We start from the raw sequence: 14833 nt of genomic DNA on the forward strand, positions 1-14833 counted from the left end.
ACGAAGGAGCAATCAATGGGTCAACTCGTTTTCGCCGCCAAGGTCACGCACATCCCGCGCATGGTGCTGTCGGAGCTGCCCGGCCCCCTGCACGGCTGCCGCGATGACGCCATCCACGGCCTGCAGGACATCGGCCAACGCATCGTCGACAGCGGCGCTGACACGGTGGTCATTCTCGACACGCACTGGCTCAGCAACGCGGCCTATCACGTCAATGCCTGTGCCGACTTCCAGGGCGTGTTCACCAGCAACGAGTTTCCGACCCAGATCGAGGCGCTCGAATACGACCATGCCGGCAATCCTTCGCTGGCCAAGGCGCTTGCGGCGCAGGCCACCGAACGCGGCGTGCTGACCATTGCGCACGAAAACCGCAACCTGGGCCTGGAGTACGGCACGCTGGTTCCCATGCATTTCATGAAGCTGCGCCGGCGCGTCAAGGTGGTGTCGGTCTCGGGATGGCTGGCGTACTCCACGATCGACGAGAGCCGCCGCGTTGGCGCAGCCTTCCGCGAAGCCATCGAAGCCGGCGACGGCAAGGTCGCACTGGTGGCCAGTGGCTCGCTATCGCACCGTATCCACGACAACGCGGTCGTGTTCGACCGGCCCTACGAGACCAGCGACGAGTTCTTCCGCCAGTGCGATTTGCGCGCGCTCGACCTGTGGCAGCAAGGGCGCTGGACGGAATTCAATGCCATGCTGCCGACGTACGCGCGCGCGTGCTATGGCGAAGGTTGGATGCATGACACCGCCATGCTGCTGGGCGCGCTGGGGGGCGACGACTATCAAGGCAAGGCCGAGATCGTGACGCCGTACTTCCTGGCTTCCGGAACGGGCCAGGTCAACGCGGTGCTGCCCCTGCGCTGACGCCAAGGCCCGGGCACACGGGTCCGTGCCAGGGCTGGCTGGCGCTCCACTGCCCAAGCCACTGAGCCAGGAATTCGGCGAATGTCTGTGCTGCCGGCGATGCGGTGCGCCGAGCCGGACGGTAGAGGCACACCGCACGCTGGATTTCGGGCTCGACGATGCGCCGCATCACCAGGCCGAGTGATTGGGCCAGGCCGTTGACGTAGGCCGGTCCGAGCGTGGCCTTCAGCCCGCAGGCGGTCAGGCCCAACGCCGTGGTCACGTGCTCCACGATCTCCATGGGCGTGATGCGTTCATCGTCCGGCAGGTCGTGATGCATCTGCGCAACGCCCGACTCGTGATCGCGTCCGGCCGCCACCAGGGGATGGTCGCGCAGTTGAGGCCAGCGCACAGGGTCCTGCCTCGCCAGCGCATGCGACGGCGCGCACCACAGCACCCATGGGCTGGCGAACAAGGTCGTTCGCACCACGGCGTTTCCCACTGCCCGGTCGGGTCCGATCCCGAAGTCGACCTCTGTGTTGACCACGGCATCGCACAGGCGCTCCACCGTCGTGTCCTGAATGTGAACCACCACCTTCGGACGCTCGCGGGCAAAAGCTTCAATGGCAGCAGGCAGGATCGTCGCGGCAATGGCCAGAGGCGCAGCGACACGGACCAATCCTGAAGCGTGGCTTCGCAAGTCTTCGGCCGCACGGCTTGCCAGCGCCATTTGCCGCAGCACCGCCTGGGCCGGTTCAAGAAAGTCGCGGCCCGCAGCGCTCAGGGCCACACGACGCGTGCTGCGGTCGAACAGCCGAAAACCTACGACTTCTTCGAGCTCAGCAATCAGCTGACTGACGGCGGAAGTGGTCAACGCCAGCCGCTCGGCTGCAGCGCCGAAGCTGCGCAACTGCGCCACGGCGACATAGGCGTCGAGTTGCCGGGTGGTGAAGTGCGGGAAAGCCAAGTACGGTCTCCTGGGCAGCGCCGTCTCCAGGGCGTGCCCTGTGCGATGGGCTCAGCGCTTCGACCCGTGTCGAGTCGCGGTCCCCGGCGCCGCGCGCACGCGCTTTCCTTCCTGGCATCTGTTGACGAGCTTTTTATATGGATGCTGATGCAACTTAACGGCCGGACGCGGCACGGGGCCGCATCCCTGGCAATCCTCAGGGACGCCGGCTCAGTTGACAAACAAAGAATTTTGAACAGTTGTCAATCGCGAATTGACAATGCGTGCCGACGCAGTCGCCTCATCATCAAGCGGAGCTTGACGACTGTTCCAAATTAATTGCTTGTTGCGACGCCAAACCATCCCGAAACTTGCCGCACATCAATACAAGGCAGGCTGGGCAGCCTGTACGGAGACATCAGTCATGCAGCGCGCCGGCCCACGCGCTCGACCGGCAGCCCAACGCTGCCGAACGGCCCGCCACGTGAGCCTTGCAAAGGCTTCGCGCCGCTGCCGGTTCCCTTCCATGTAATCAGTGACTGCACGCGGCGGCAAATCAATTCCATTGCTGGCCGTCGTGCGTCGGCTGGATTTCGCTTTCCACAAGACAGCGCCACCGTTGAGCGGCGATTCGCAATGCCACAACAGAACACGCGTCCCAATTTTGTATTCATCGTCGCAGACGATCTGGGCTATGCAGACCTGGGATGTACGGGTGCACGTACCGCAACGTCGCCGCATCTTGATCGAATGGCTGCAGAGGGGTTGCTGTTCACGCACGGCTACTCCAATTCGCCGGTGTGTTCTCCCACGCGTTTCGCAATGATCACCGGGCGCTGGCAAATTTCAATTGCACCGACAGCAGCGGCAAGCGAGACCTTTGGGACGGCAATGACGAAGCTGGAAACCATGGCTAGGGCGCATCAATCACGTGGACGGCGGCTCCTTGGAAACCTACCACCGCATGATTCATCACATGGATGAAGGCATCGGCCGGGTGTTGGCAGCACTGGAAGCCAAAGGGGTTGCACGGGACACACTGGTCGTCTTCACCAGCGACAACGGCGGCGAGCGCTTCTCGGACAACTGGCCTTTCGTGGGCCAGAAGATGGATCTCCTTGAGGGCGGTATCCGCGTTCCGCTGATTGCGCGCTGGCCTGCGCGCATCCAGGGCGGCAGCACGACCAGCACGCCTGCCATCTCAATGGACTGGGCGGCCACGATGCTGGCGGCTGCCGGCGTGGCACCGAGCTCGGCCTGTCCGCTGGACGGCTTGAGCCTGCTGCCTCTCTTTGACGACCCGCGCTGGGACCCGCAGCGCCGCTTGTACTGGCGCATGCTGCATCGTCGGCAAGCCGCGCTGCGCGAGGGGACATGGAAGTACCTGTCGATGGACAGGAACGAGTACTTGTTCGACCTCGCAGCGGATGAGCGCGAGCGGGCAAATCTCGCCAGGCGCTACCCCGAGCGATTGGCCGCGATGAAGCAGGCATGGCAAGACTGGAACGCCGGAATGCCGGGCATTCCGGAGGAAGCACGGGCCATCTTGGTGTTCGGTGACGCTGACATCCCGCGTGCGTCCCATTGAGTGGTTCTAACAGGAGATCAACCATGGACAGAAGAACGTTCCAGCGCGGGCTTGGCGCAGCAGCGCTGCTCGCGGCGTCCGGAGCCCGCGCACAGGGTTCGTCCACGCGAATCCTCGTGGGCTTTGCTCCCGGTGGTTCGGCCGACACGATGGCACGGCTGCTGGCGGAAGGGTTGCAGCGGCATCTCAATCGCACTGTTTCGTCGAGAACCGGCCCGGCGCAAGCGGGCGGCTCGTGCCCGAGCAGTTGGCCAGTGCAGCGCCCGATGGGCAGACGTTGATGATCGTGCCGCACGGACCCATGGCCCTGTTTCCCTCGCTGTACTCCAAGCTGCGCTACGACGCGGTGCGCAGCTTCACGCCCATTGCCCGCCTATCGACGTTTGACTACGCCCTCATTGCCCATCCTTCACTGGACGCGCCCAACGCCCAAGCGCTCAAGCGTTGGCTGCAAAACGCTGGCGCCAAGGCGAGCTATGGTTCTCCCGGCGCTGGCACCGTGCCCCATTTCCTCGGCGTGTCGGTGGCGCGTTCGCTGAACGTCACGATGCCCCATGTGCCCTACCGTGGCGGCGCGCCCGCGATGGTGGATTTGGTGGGTGGGGTCATCCCGCTGGTCATTTCCCCCATGGCCGATGCAGCCGAGTTGGCACGGGCCGGAAAGGTGAAGTTCCTGGCGACCAGCGGCCCACGCCGCAATGTGGCGACGCCCGGTGTGCCGACGTTCAAGGAATACGGCATCGATGTGGAGATGGTTGGCTGGTTCGGGCTCTATGGCCCGGCGGGGTTATCCAGTTCACAAGTGAACAGCCTGCAGCAGGCCGTGGGCAGCGTGTTGGCAGAACCGGCGTTGCGCGAGCGGCTGGCCCGCGTCAACCTGGATGCGGCCGCAAGCACGCCCGTGGAGCTAGCAAGCTTGCAGCAGCGTGAGTCGGCCTACTGGCCAGCAGTCGTCAAGGCCAGCGGCTTCACGCCGGAAGACTGAAGGGCCAAGCCTCTATCAACGGCATTCCCGTCCGTGGCAGTCGTACAGGCGCCGGGCCGCTGGAGGCAGTCCGCACTGCCGTCGGTTCCGCTGTCCGCGCAGACGGTGCCGGCACGGCGCTGTACGCGCACGCCTCGTGCATCTCCAACGATGGGGCGGCGAGCTTCGCCGTGGCGGGTGATCCGGCCGTGAGTGGCAACCCCGTGGCGGCCAACCACTTCGGTGGCCAGCGCTCCACGGCCCACGAGCTGGGCCTGCGCCACGACTTCTGATCGGTCCTTTCCCGCGCCATGCCGCGGGCATGGCCGCCATCGCTCATGGAGCCCGCTTCGCCCCCACGCGACCGGCCGCTCCATCGAGCTTCAGCATCGTTCGGTCTTTCCGGAAGGCAGATCCACCTTTCGCACTCTATTCCGAACGCCCCAGGCCGCCCACACTGCGCTCCATGTTCAACGTGCTTCAGGAGATCGCCATGGGACGCCTGTCCGGAAAAGTTGCCCTCGTCACCGGTGCCAGCGCCGGCATTGGCCGCGCCACGGCCCGGCTCTTCGCCGCCGAAGGCGCGCGCATCGTCGTCGGGGCCCGCCGCCAGGGCGAGCTTGACGACCTGGTCGGGGAAATCGCCGCCGGTGGCGGCCAGGCTGCGGCCCTGGCGGGCGACGTGCGCTCCGAGGACTATGCCCAGGCGCTGGTGGCGCTGGCGGTGGAGCGCTTCGGCCGGCTGGACGTGGCCTTCAACAATGCCGGCACGCTGGGCGAAGGCGGCGCGAGCACCGAGGTTTCGGCCGCGGGCTGGAACGACACGCTGGCCATCAACCTCACCGGGTCCTTCCTGGGTGCCAAGCACCAGATCGCGCAGATGCTCAAGCAAGGCGGGGGCGGCTCGGTCATCTTCACGTCCACCTTCGTGGGCCACACCTTTGCCTTCCCGGGCATGGCGGCCTACGCCGCGAGCAAGTCGGGGCTCATCGGCCTGACGCAGGCGCTGGCCGCGGAGTTCGGACCGCAAGGCGTGCGGGTCAACGCCGTGCTGCCCGGTGCCGTGGACACCGACATGTACCGGGACAAGAACAACACGGCCGAAGCGCAGGCCTTCGTGACGCAGTTGCACGCGCTCAAGCGCGTGGGCCGTCCGGAAGAGCTGGCCCGCGCGGTCCTGTACCTGGCCTCGGACGACTCCTCGTTCGTCACCGGCACGGCGTCGCTGGTGGACGGCGGCGTGTCCATCACGCGCACCTGATGTCCCGAGGGAGCAGAATCCTGCGCAACCGTTTCGTGCACGGCATCGGCGCCGGCGTGGGGGCTGCTCCACGGCTTTGGTGACACCGGCGACACCCGGCGCGCCGCCGTGGGAACGGACCGTGCCGCGGCCGCTGCCATGGCACTTTGACGCCGGCGGCAAGATGAGGCGTGCCGCCCCGTCGGAGCGGCCGCCAGGCCGCAACGGCTTTCTCCACGCCACCAGGTAACGCAAGGAGCTCTCATGGATCTTGGACTGCAAGGCAAGCGGGCGCTGGTCACCGGATCGACCGCAGGCATCGGCTGGGCCACGGCCCGCGCGCTGGCGGCCGAAGGGGCCCATGTCATCGTCAACGGGCGCAGTTCCGCGCGCGTCGAGGCGGCCGTGGCCAAGCTGCGCGGCGAGCTGCCGGGTGCGCAGGTGCAGGGCATCGCCGCTGACCTGGGCAACGCCGAAGGCTGCGCGCAACTGGTTGCGCAACTGGCCGACGTGGACGTGCTGGTCAACAACCTGGGCATCTTCGAGCCCAAGCCCTTTGAGCAGATCGACGACGCGGACTGGCTGCGCTTCTTCGAGGTCAACGTGCTCAGCGGGGTGCGGCTGTCGCGCCACTACGTCGAGGGCATGCGCGCGCGCAACTGGGGCCGCATCGTCTTCGTCTCCAGCGAGTCGGGTCTCAACATACCCACCGAAATGATCCACTACGGCATGACGAAGACCGCGCAGCTGGCCGTCTCACGCGGCCTGGCTGAGACGCTGGCGCGCACCGGCGTCACCGTCAACTGCGTGCTGCCCGGGCCCACGGCCAGCGAAGGCGTGGGCGAGTTCGTGGCACGCATGGCCACCGAGCGTGGCGTGGACGCCGCCACCATGGAGCGCGAATTCTTTGCCACCGCGCGCCCGTCCTCGGTGCTGCAGCGCTTCGCCAGTCCGGACGAGGTGGCGTCGCTGATCACCTATGTCTGCAGCGCCCGGGCCTCGGCGACCACCGGCGCGGCGCTGCGCGTGGACGGCGGCCTGGTGCGAACCATCGCCTGATGTCCAGGCAGGCGCGGCCTTGCCGTCCGTAGCGTCGCAAGGACCGCACTGCCCGCCCCATGGCGCCGCACGCCGCGGCGCGCGCCCGCGGGACCCGGGCGGCAACGCATGCCGATTGCCGCAGCGCCGGGCACTCCCCTGACCAACAGCCGCTGCCCATGGACCCCGTGTTCCGCCGCCGTGCCGAGCTGGGCGTGAAGCTCGCCTTCCTGGCGCTGGGTGCGGCGCTGGCCGTGGCTTTCGGCCTGATGGTGTGGCGCGACCGCTCGTACCAACCCGTGGGCGAGCCGTTGGCGCAGCCGATTCCCTTCAGCCACAAGCACCACGTGGGCGACGACGGCATCGACTGCCGTTACTGCCACACCACCGTGGAGCGCAGCGCCTTTGCCGGGCTGCCCTCCAGCGGCATCTGCCTGAGCTGCCACTCGCAGCTCTACACCGACCAGCGCGTGCTTGAGCCGCTGCGCGAGAGCAGCGCCAGCGGTCGGCCCATCGCATGGCAGCGCGTGCACCAGTTGCCCGACTTCGTTTTCTTCGACCACAGCGTGCACGTCAACAAGGGGGTGGCCTGCGTCGAGTGCCATGGCCGCGTCGACCAAATGCCGCTGACCTGGCGCGTGGCGCCGCTGCAGATGCAGTGGTGCCTGGCCTGCCATCGCAACCCGGGGCCGCACCTGCATCCCCAGGACCAGGTGTTTTCCATGCAGATCGCCGCCCCGCCAGCGCCGCAGGACGTGCAGCGCCTAGAACAGCTGTTGCGCCTGCCGGACACCCGGCGGCTGACGGACTGTTCTACCTGCCACCGGTGACGGGTTCGTGCAAACGTTTCCACCCGCTTGGGCGCTGCGCGGGGGCATGACGCTTGCCTCGTGCCATCGCGCCTGACGGCGCCTCCTGGGTGCGCACGATGTCTTTTCCTCCGGTTCAACCGTCGCCCGTGCACGTGTTTCGCGAGCGGCCAGGCGTGAACCGTCGCCAGGCGCTGTCGCTGCTGGCGGCCTCGGTGGCACTGGCCAACGGCGCCTGCAGCGCGCCGCCCAATGCCCGCATCTACCCGTTCGTCCAGATGCCCGAGGCGCAGGCGGTGGGCACCTTCATCCATTACGCCAGCGCCTTCGTGCGCGACGGCTACGCGCAAGGCGTGCTGATAGGCACCGTGGAGGGCCGGCCGATCAAGATCGAGGGCAACCCGCTGCACCCGTCCAGCTTGGGCGCGACGGACGTGTTCACGCAGGCCTCGGTGCTGCAGCTCTGGGACCCGGACCGCTCCGCCACCGTGCGCCAGGCGCTGGGCAGTGTCGCGGCCGGCACGGCGCCGCAGGCGGCCTCTAGTTGGAGCGCCTTCGACACGGCCTGGCGGCAGCGGGCGGCAGCGCTGGAGTCGGACAGCGGCCGGGGACTGCACCTGCTGACCGGGCCGCTGACGTCGCCGACGCAGCGCGCCTTGATGGAGCGGCTGCTGGCCCGCTTCCCGCAGGCTCGCTGGCACGTGCACGACCCCGTGCGCAACACAGCGGCCCGCGACGGCATGCGCCTGGCGTTTGGCCGCGAGCTGGCATCGCGGCTGCACCTGCAGCGCACGCGTTGCGTGCTGGCGCTGGCGGTCGACCCCTTCAGCGACGGGCCCGGCGCGGTGCGCCATGCGATGGACTGGTCCACGGCGCGCGGGCAGGGCCTTGCCGACGGCCGCCTGCCGCGCCTGTTCGCGGCGGAAGTGGCGCCGGGGCTGTTCGGCGCCCGCGCCGACGAGCGCCTGGCGCTGCCTCCACACCGGATAGAGGCGCTGCTGTGGCGCCTGGCCCGCCACTGGTGGGCCGGGCTGCCGGCACCGTCGCCCGCCGAAGGCGCCGAGGCGGTGTTCGAGGCGCGCGTGCTGCGCGCGCTGCAGGAGGCCGGGCCGGACGCCTTGGTCGTGGCGGGCCATGGCCTTTCGGCCGACGCGCACGCCCTGGCGCTGGCGCTGAACCAGCGCCTCGGGGCCGCGGGCCGCACGCTGGACTTCATCGAGCCGGCCGACGCGGCGCCCCAGGCCGGCACCCTGGCCGAGCTGGCGCGGGCGCTGCAAGCCGGCGCGGTGGACACGCTGGTGGTGCTGGACAGCAACCCGGCCTACGACGCGCCGGGCGCGCTGGACTTCGCGCAGGCGCTGCGGGGCGCGCGGCTGAGCGTGCATGCCGGGCTGTACGCGGACGAGACGGCCGTGCGCTGCCACTGGCACCTGCCCCTGTCTCACGCCTACGAGTCCTGGGGCGACGCGCGCGCCCACGACGGCAGCGCGACGCTGCTGCAGCCGGCCATTGCGCCGCTGTACGACAGCCGCTCGGCCATCGAGCTGCTGGCCCTGCTGGCCGGCGACGAAGAGCGGCAAGGGCAGGCACTGGTGAGGCGCCAGTGGCGCCGAGGGGGCGACGAGGCGGCCTTTGAAAGCTTCTGGCGCGAGTCGCTGCGCCGCGGCGTGGTGGCGGACAGCGCCTTTGCCGCGGTGGCCGTGCCCGCCGCGCGGCTGCCGCAGCGGCCCCCCGCGGCACCGGCGAGCGCGCTGGTGGGCGTGTTCGCGGCCGACACCAGCGTGCACGACGGGCGTTTCGCCAACCTGGGCTGGCTGCAGGAGTTGCCCCGGCCCATGACCAAGCTGACCTGGGACAACGCGCTGCTGCTTGGGCCGCGCACCGCCGCGCGGCTTGGGCTGGCCACGGGCGACCTCGTGCGGGTGGAAGCGGTTGGGCGGTCGCTCGACGCGCCGGTATGGATCAGCGAGCGCCACGCCGAGGACACCGCGACCTTGCCGCTGGGCTACGGCCGGACGCAGGCCGGCCAGGTGGGCAGCGGCGTGGGCTTCGACGCCTACGCGCTGCAACCGGCGCAGGGCGGGCTGCCGGCACTGAGCCTGCACCCGCTAGGCCAGCGCCATGCATTCGCCGTCACGCAGCACCAGCTCGGCCAGGCCGGGCGCGACATCGTGCGCAGCGTGCGCGCGGGCGAGCGGCTGCCGGCTCGCGAGCGCCCGCCCAGCCTCTACCCGGAAGTGAGCTACCCGCAGCACGCCTGGGCCATGGTCATCGACCTGGACGCCTGCATAGGCTGCAACGCCTGCACCATCGCCTGCCAGGCCGAGAACAACATCCCTGTGGTGGGCAAGGAGGAAGTGGCGCGCGGGCGCGAGATGCACTGGATACGCGTGGACCGCTACGACGACGCCGGCGCGCGTGGCCGCGACACCGCCTTCCAGCCGCTGCCGTGCATGCACTGCGAGAAGGCGCCGTGCGAGCTGGTGTGCCCGGTGGGCGCCACGGTGCACGACAGCGAGGGCGTCAACGTGCAGGTCTACAACCGCTGCATCGGCACGCGCTTTTGCTCCAACAACTGCCCGTACAAGGTGCGGCGCTTCAACTTCCTGCAGTTCACCGACGCCACCACCGAAACGCTGCAGGCGCAGCGCAACCCCGACGTCACCGTGCGCCAGCGCGGCGTGATGGAGAAGTGCAGCTACTGCCTGCAGCGCATCAGCCGTGCGCGCCACCGTGCCGAGGCCACGGGCGAGCCCATCCGGGACGGCGACGTCGTCACCGCCTGCCAGGCGGCGTGCCCAACGCGCTCCATCCATTTCGGCGACCTGAACGACCCGGCCAGCGACGTGGTGCGCTTGAAAACCTTGCCGCGCCACTACGCGCTGCTGGGCGAGCTGGGCACGCAGCCGCGCACGACCTACCTGGCGCGCGTGGTGCAGCCGACGGACGCCATGGACTGACGCCTCATGCAGCCTCGCTCCGACCCGTCCGCGCCGCCGGTGTCGCGCGACATCGGCGTGCTGCGCGCCGGCTGGGGCTACGCCAGCATCAGCGACAAGATAGCCGACCTCGTGCTCACGCGCCCGCTGCGCGGGCCATGGCTGGCGGGCTTCGCCATCACGCTGGCCGGCACGCTGGTGCTGCTGGGCTCGATGGCCTACCTGTTCGTCACCGGCGTGGGCCTTTGGGGCATCAACATCCCGGTGGCCTGGGGCTTTGCCATCGCCAACTGCGTGTGGTGGATAGGCATAGGCCACGCCGGCACCTTCATCTCCGCGGTGCTGCTGCTGCTGCGCCAGCGCTGGCGCACCTCCATCAACCGCTTCGCTGAGGCCATGACGCTGTTCGCCGCGGCCATGGCGGGGCTGTTCCCGGTGCTGCACCTGGGGCGGCCCTGGTTCTTCTACTGGCTGGCGCCCTATCCGGACAAGATGAACCTGTGGCCGCAATGGCGTAGCCCGCTGGTGTGGGACTTCTTCGCCATCGGCACCTACATCATCGTGTCGTTCCTGTTCTGGTACCTGGGGCTGATTCCAGACCTGGCGACGCTGCGCGACCGCGCCGGCACGCGCTTCAAGCGCGTGGCCTATGGCCTTTTCGCGCTGGGCTGGCGCGGCGAGGCGCGGCACTGGGCGCGGCACGCCTCGGCCTACCTGCTGATCGCCGGGCTGGCGACGCCGCTGGTGGTCTCGGTGCACTCGGTGGTGTCGCTGGACTTCGCCATAGGCAACACGCCGGGCTACCACTCGACCATCTTTCCGCCCTACTTCGTCGCCGGCGCCCTCTTCTCCGGCTTCGCGATGGTGCTCACGCTGGCCATCCCGCTGCGCCGCGCCTTCCAGCTGCACGACTTCATCACCGACGTGCACCTGGACCATGCCGCCAAGGTGCTGCTGGCCACCGGCGCGCTGGTGGCCTACGGCTACCTGTGCGAGACCTTCATGGCCTTCTACAGCGGCGACACCTACGAGATCGCCATGACGCAGGACCGCTGGAGCGGCGCCTACGCGCCGGTGTACTGGAGCATGCTCGCCTGCAACGTGGTGGTGCCGCAGCTGCTGTGGTGGCGCCGCGTGCGCCGCAGCGCGCTGGCGCTGTTCCTGCTCAGCCTGGTGATCAACCTGGGCATGTGGATGGAGCGCGTGACCATCGTCGTGCAGAGCCTGCACCACGATTTCTTGCCCTCCTCCTGGGGTCTGTTCGTGCCGACGCTGTGGGACTGGGTGTTCCTGCTGGGCTCCATCAGCGCCTTCGCCTGGCTGTTCCTGGTCTTCATCCGCGTGCTGCCGGCCATCTCCATCTCGGAGATGCGGCTGCTGGTGAAGGAGAGCGCAGAGGAAGGTCCGCCCACTGACGTGCCACCCAAGGCCGATGCGGCACCCGCCGCCGGCGCGGTGCCGCCACCGGCCGGGGCAGAGGCTTCCGACACGCACCGGCCGTGGGGGCTGCTGGCCGAGTTCGGCACCGCGCAGGAGCTGCTGCGCGCCACGCGGGCCGCGCGCCAGGCCGGCTACGCGCACGTGGAAGCCTACGCGCCCTTTCACGTCGAAGGACTGGCGCAGGCGGTGGGTTTCGCGCGCAACCGCGTGGCCCTGGCGACGCTCATCGGCGCGCTGCTGGGCGGCGCCCTGGGCTACTTCATGCAGTGGTACTCGGCGGTGGTGGACTACCCCGTGAACATCGGCGGGCGGCCGCTGCACAGCTGGCCGATGTTCGTGCCGGTGGCCTTCGAGCTCACGGTGCTGGGCGGAGCGCTCACGGCCTTCGCCATGGTCATCGTCGGCAACCGGCTGCCTGACCTGGCGCACCCGGTGTTTTCCGCGCCGGACTTCGAGCTGGCCACGCGCAACCGCTTCTTCCTGTGCCTGCGCGCCGACGACCCGGCCTTCGACGCGCAGCGCGGCGCGGCCTGGCTGGACGGGCAAGGGCCGCTGCGGCGCTCGGAGGTGTTCCGGTGAGGCGCGCCTGGCCGCTGCTGCTGTGCAGCCTGCCGCTGCTGGCAGGCTGCGAGCGGCTGATGCGCAACATGTACGACCAGCCGCGCCTGGACCCGGGCGAGCCCAGCTCGCTGTTCGCCGACGGCAAGGCCTCGCGGCCCCCGCCACCGGGCAGCGTGGCGCACGCCATGGGCGACCTCGCCGCCACCAGCAGCGGCCGCCGCGGCGACGAGGTGCCGGCACAGTTGCAGGCCGCGCAGTCCGCCACGGCCTTGCCGCCCGTCACGGCCGAACTGCTGCGCCGCGGCCAGGAGCGCTACACCATCTACTGCCTGCCCTGCCACAGCCCGCTGGGCGACGGCGACGGGCCCATCGTGCGCCGCGGCTTCCCGGCCCCGCCCAGCTACCACCAGCAGCGGCTGCGCCAGGCGCCGGACCGGCACTTCTACGACGTGATCACCAACGGCTACGGGGTCATGGTGCCCTACGCCGACCGCGTGGCGCCGGACGACCGCTGGGCCATCGTCGCCTACATCCGCGCGCTGCAGCTCAGCCAGCACGCGCCCATCGCCGCGCTGCCGCCGGCGCTGCAGGCCTCGCTGCGCGCGCTGCCGCCGCCGGGGGCGGCTTCATCCGCGGCCAACGGGAGCACCGGCCGATGAGCGCCATCACCGGCCGGTTGCTGACGCGCCGCCGCGTGGCGGGTGGGCTGGCCATCGCGCTGGCGCTGCCCGGCGCGGCGCTGGATGCGCGGCTGTTCTGGGCCTGCTGGCTGGCGGCCTGGTGGTACGTCATGGGGCTGATGCTGGGCGGCGTGGCGAACCTGTGGCTGCATCGCCTCGTCGGCGGCGCCTGGGGCCGGGCGCTGCGGCCGGCGGCGCTGGCGGCGGCGTCGCGGCTGCCATGGGCCCTGCTGCTGCTGTTGCCGCTCGCGCTGGGGCTGCGCCAGCTCTACCCCTGGGCGGCCGATCCGCAGGGCTGGGCGCAGGCGCTGGCGCGGCCGGCCTTCCCCACCTTCTGGCTGCAGCCGCCGTTCGTCGCCCTGCGGCTGGCCCTGTACGGCGCGCTGTGGTGGTGGCTCACGCGCCCGGCCTCGCTGGCGAGCAAGGGCCGCGCGGCGGCGGCGCTGGCGCTGTATGCGCTCACCGGCACGCTGGCCTCGGTGGACCTGCTGATGTCGCTGGTGCCGGGCTGGTTCAGCACGGCCTTCGGCCTGGTCGTGCTCGCGGGCCAGGCGCTGGGCGGCACGGCGCTGGGCGCGTGGCAACTGGCGCGGCGGGCGCCCGCGGCGCTGGCAGCCGAGGCGGCCGAGCAGGTGCCCGTGGCACGCGACCTGGGCAACCTGCTGCTGATGTGGCTGCTGACCTGGGCCTACCTGGCGTTCATGGAGTTCCTGATCATTTGGGCCGAGAACCTGCCCGCCGAGATCGCCTGGTACGTGCCGCGACTGCACAGCGGCTGGTGGGGGGTGGGCGTGGCACTGGTGCTGCTGCAGTTGGCGCTGCCGCTGCTGGCGCTGCTGCAGCGCCCGCTCAAGGACAGGCCGCGGCGGCTGGGCTTCATCGCGGCGTGGCTGCTGCTGACCCAGGCGCTCAACACCGCCTGGCTGGTGCTGCCCTCGGTGGCCACCGGCACCTGGCTGGGCTGGTGGCTGCTGCCGTTGCTGGTGCTGGGGATGGGGCTGCTGCTGTTCGAGGCGCCAGCGGCCGCGGCATCCACTGCGCCGGCACCGGCTGCAAAGGAGGTTGGGCATGTCCGCGCCTGATCTGCCCACGGGATGCATCGCCCTGGCCGGCGCGGCCATCGCGGGCACCGTGATCGGCGTGGTGGTCCTGGTGCTGTCGTGGCTGCACGGGCAGGGCATGCGCCCCGGCGGCGAGCGGCTGGCGCAGCCTTACACGCTGACCGTCCCCGGGCCTCGGCTACAGAGCGCGCCGCAGCCGGACTTGGCCGCCTATCGGTCCGAGAAGGCAGCCCGGTTGCACGGGCGCGGCTGGGTCGATGCCGGCGCGGGGATCGCGCACATCCCGATCGAGAATGCAATGGCGCTGCTGGCGGCGCCCGCGGCCAGCGCGGCGGCGAGCGCGGCCGGAGGGGCACCATGACCGTTCATGGCCTGTTCAGCCAAGTTGAAGACGCGACCGCATCACGGAAGCTACGAAGCCACGCCCTCCATTTCGTCATTCCCGCGAAGGCGGGAACCCAGGCGGTCCCCAAGCTGGCTGGAACTGATCGGGATGCGGTCGCAGGACTCTGGCTTCGTGTTTCCTGCCTTGCCGCTAGCGCTCCGACGTGGGACCGCCTGGGTCCCCGCCTACGCGGGGACGACGAAACGGTAGGCCAACGAACCAGCTCTCGGCCAATCACGAGAGAGCCGTGCCCACGCTTTCGACTGCCGCCTGCAAGAAGCCGCACAACGCTTGCAGCTTGCCTCGCCGCATGGCTGCTGGGCTGGAGCCAAGCGCTGG

13 protein-coding genes are annotated in these 14833 nt (G+C 69.8%); 12 read left to right on the top strand and 1 reads right to left on the bottom strand.

Features of this window, described 5'->3' with window-relative positions; translation table 11 throughout:
* Positions 1-15 precede the first annotated feature (15 nt).
* Positions 16-864 carry a 3,4-dihydroxyphenylacetate 2,3-dioxygenase gene (hpaD, locus tag SM757_RS12220; protein ID WP_322465659.1) on the top strand — a complete coding sequence of 283 codons (849 nt, stop codon included), beginning with the start codon at positions 16-18 and terminating at the stop codon, positions 862-864.
* Here the strand turns inward: hpaD and SM757_RS12225 are convergent.
* Positions 839-1810 carry a LysR family transcriptional regulator gene (locus tag SM757_RS12225; RefSeq protein WP_084267968.1) on the bottom strand — a complete coding sequence of 324 codons (972 nt, stop codon included), beginning with the start codon at positions 1808-1810 and terminating at the stop codon, positions 839-841. The two genes, hpaD and SM757_RS12225, sit on opposite strands and share 26 nt — an antisense overlap.
* A gap of 615 nt (positions 1811-2425) precedes the next feature.
* On the opposite strand from SM757_RS12225, the gene SM757_RS12230 reads away from it, so the two are divergent.
* The 11 genes from SM757_RS12230 to SM757_RS12280 all read left to right on the top strand — a co-directional run bounded on the left by SM757_RS12230 (position 2426) and on the right by SM757_RS12280 (position 14470).
* Complete coding sequence (locus tag SM757_RS12230) at positions 2426-2773, top strand: sulfatase-like hydrolase/transferase (protein ID WP_322465660.1); 348 nt, start codon at positions 2426-2428, stop codon at positions 2771-2773.
* Complete coding sequence (locus SM757_RS12235) at positions 2736-3377, top strand: sulfatase family protein (RefSeq protein WP_322465661.1); 642 nt, start codon at positions 2736-2738, stop codon at positions 3375-3377. The genes SM757_RS12230 and SM757_RS12235 overlap by 38 nt, the downstream gene beginning before the upstream one ends.
* A gap of 16 nt (positions 3378-3393) precedes the next feature.
* Positions 3394-4362 carry a tripartite tricarboxylate transporter substrate-binding protein gene (locus tag SM757_RS12240; RefSeq protein ID WP_322465703.1) on the top strand — a complete coding sequence of 323 codons (969 nt, stop codon included), beginning with the start codon at positions 3394-3396 and terminating at the stop codon, positions 4360-4362.
* 472 nt (positions 4363-4834) lie between these two features.
* Positions 4835-5602, top strand: coding sequence for an SDR family oxidoreductase (locus SM757_RS12245; RefSeq protein WP_322465662.1), 768 nt, complete (start codon positions 4835-4837; stop codon positions 5600-5602).
* A 243-nt stretch (positions 5603-5845) separates the two neighbouring features.
* A complete protein-coding gene (locus SM757_RS12250; RefSeq protein WP_322465663.1) occupies positions 5846-6640 on the top strand; it encodes an SDR family NAD(P)-dependent oxidoreductase in 795 nt (264 codons plus the stop codon).
* A 158-nt stretch (positions 6641-6798) separates the two neighbouring features.
* On the top strand, positions 6799-7449 hold the full coding sequence (locus SM757_RS12255; protein WP_322465664.1) for a cytochrome c3 family protein: 651 nt from the start codon (positions 6799-6801) through the stop codon (positions 7447-7449).
* Positions 7450-7604: 155 nt separating this feature from the next.
* On the top strand, positions 7605-10388 hold the full coding sequence (locus SM757_RS12260; protein ID WP_322465665.1) for a 4Fe-4S dicluster domain-containing protein: 2784 nt from the start codon (positions 7605-7607) through the stop codon (positions 10386-10388).
* A gap of 6 nt (positions 10389-10394) precedes the next feature.
* A complete protein-coding gene (locus SM757_RS12265) occupies positions 10395-12386 on the top strand; it encodes a quinol:electron acceptor oxidoreductase subunit ActD (RefSeq protein WP_322465666.1) in 1992 nt (663 codons plus the stop codon).
* On the top strand, positions 12383-13027 hold the full coding sequence (locus tag SM757_RS12270) for a c-type cytochrome (protein WP_322465667.1): 645 nt from the start codon (positions 12383-12385) through the stop codon (positions 13025-13027). Before SM757_RS12265 ends, SM757_RS12270 begins: the two co-directional genes overlap by 4 nt.
* Positions 13024-14130: a hypothetical protein gene (locus tag SM757_RS12275; protein WP_322465668.1), complete on the top strand. Its 1107-nt coding sequence runs from the start codon at positions 13024-13026 to the stop codon at positions 14128-14130. The genes SM757_RS12270 and SM757_RS12275 overlap by 4 nt, the downstream gene beginning before the upstream one ends.
* The gene (locus tag SM757_RS12280; RefSeq protein WP_322465669.1) at positions 14117-14470 is read left to right on the top strand and encodes a hypothetical protein; all 354 of its coding nucleotides are present in this window, start codon (positions 14117-14119) and stop codon (positions 14468-14470) included. The genes SM757_RS12275 and SM757_RS12280 overlap by 14 nt, the downstream gene beginning before the upstream one ends.
* The last annotated feature ends 363 nt before the right edge of the window (positions 14471-14833 follow it).

It is taken from the genome of Azohydromonas lata, assembly GCF_034427735.1.
In the GTDB taxonomy this organism is placed as follows: domain Bacteria; phylum Pseudomonadota; class Gammaproteobacteria; order Burkholderiales; family Burkholderiaceae_C; genus Azohydromonas; species Azohydromonas lata.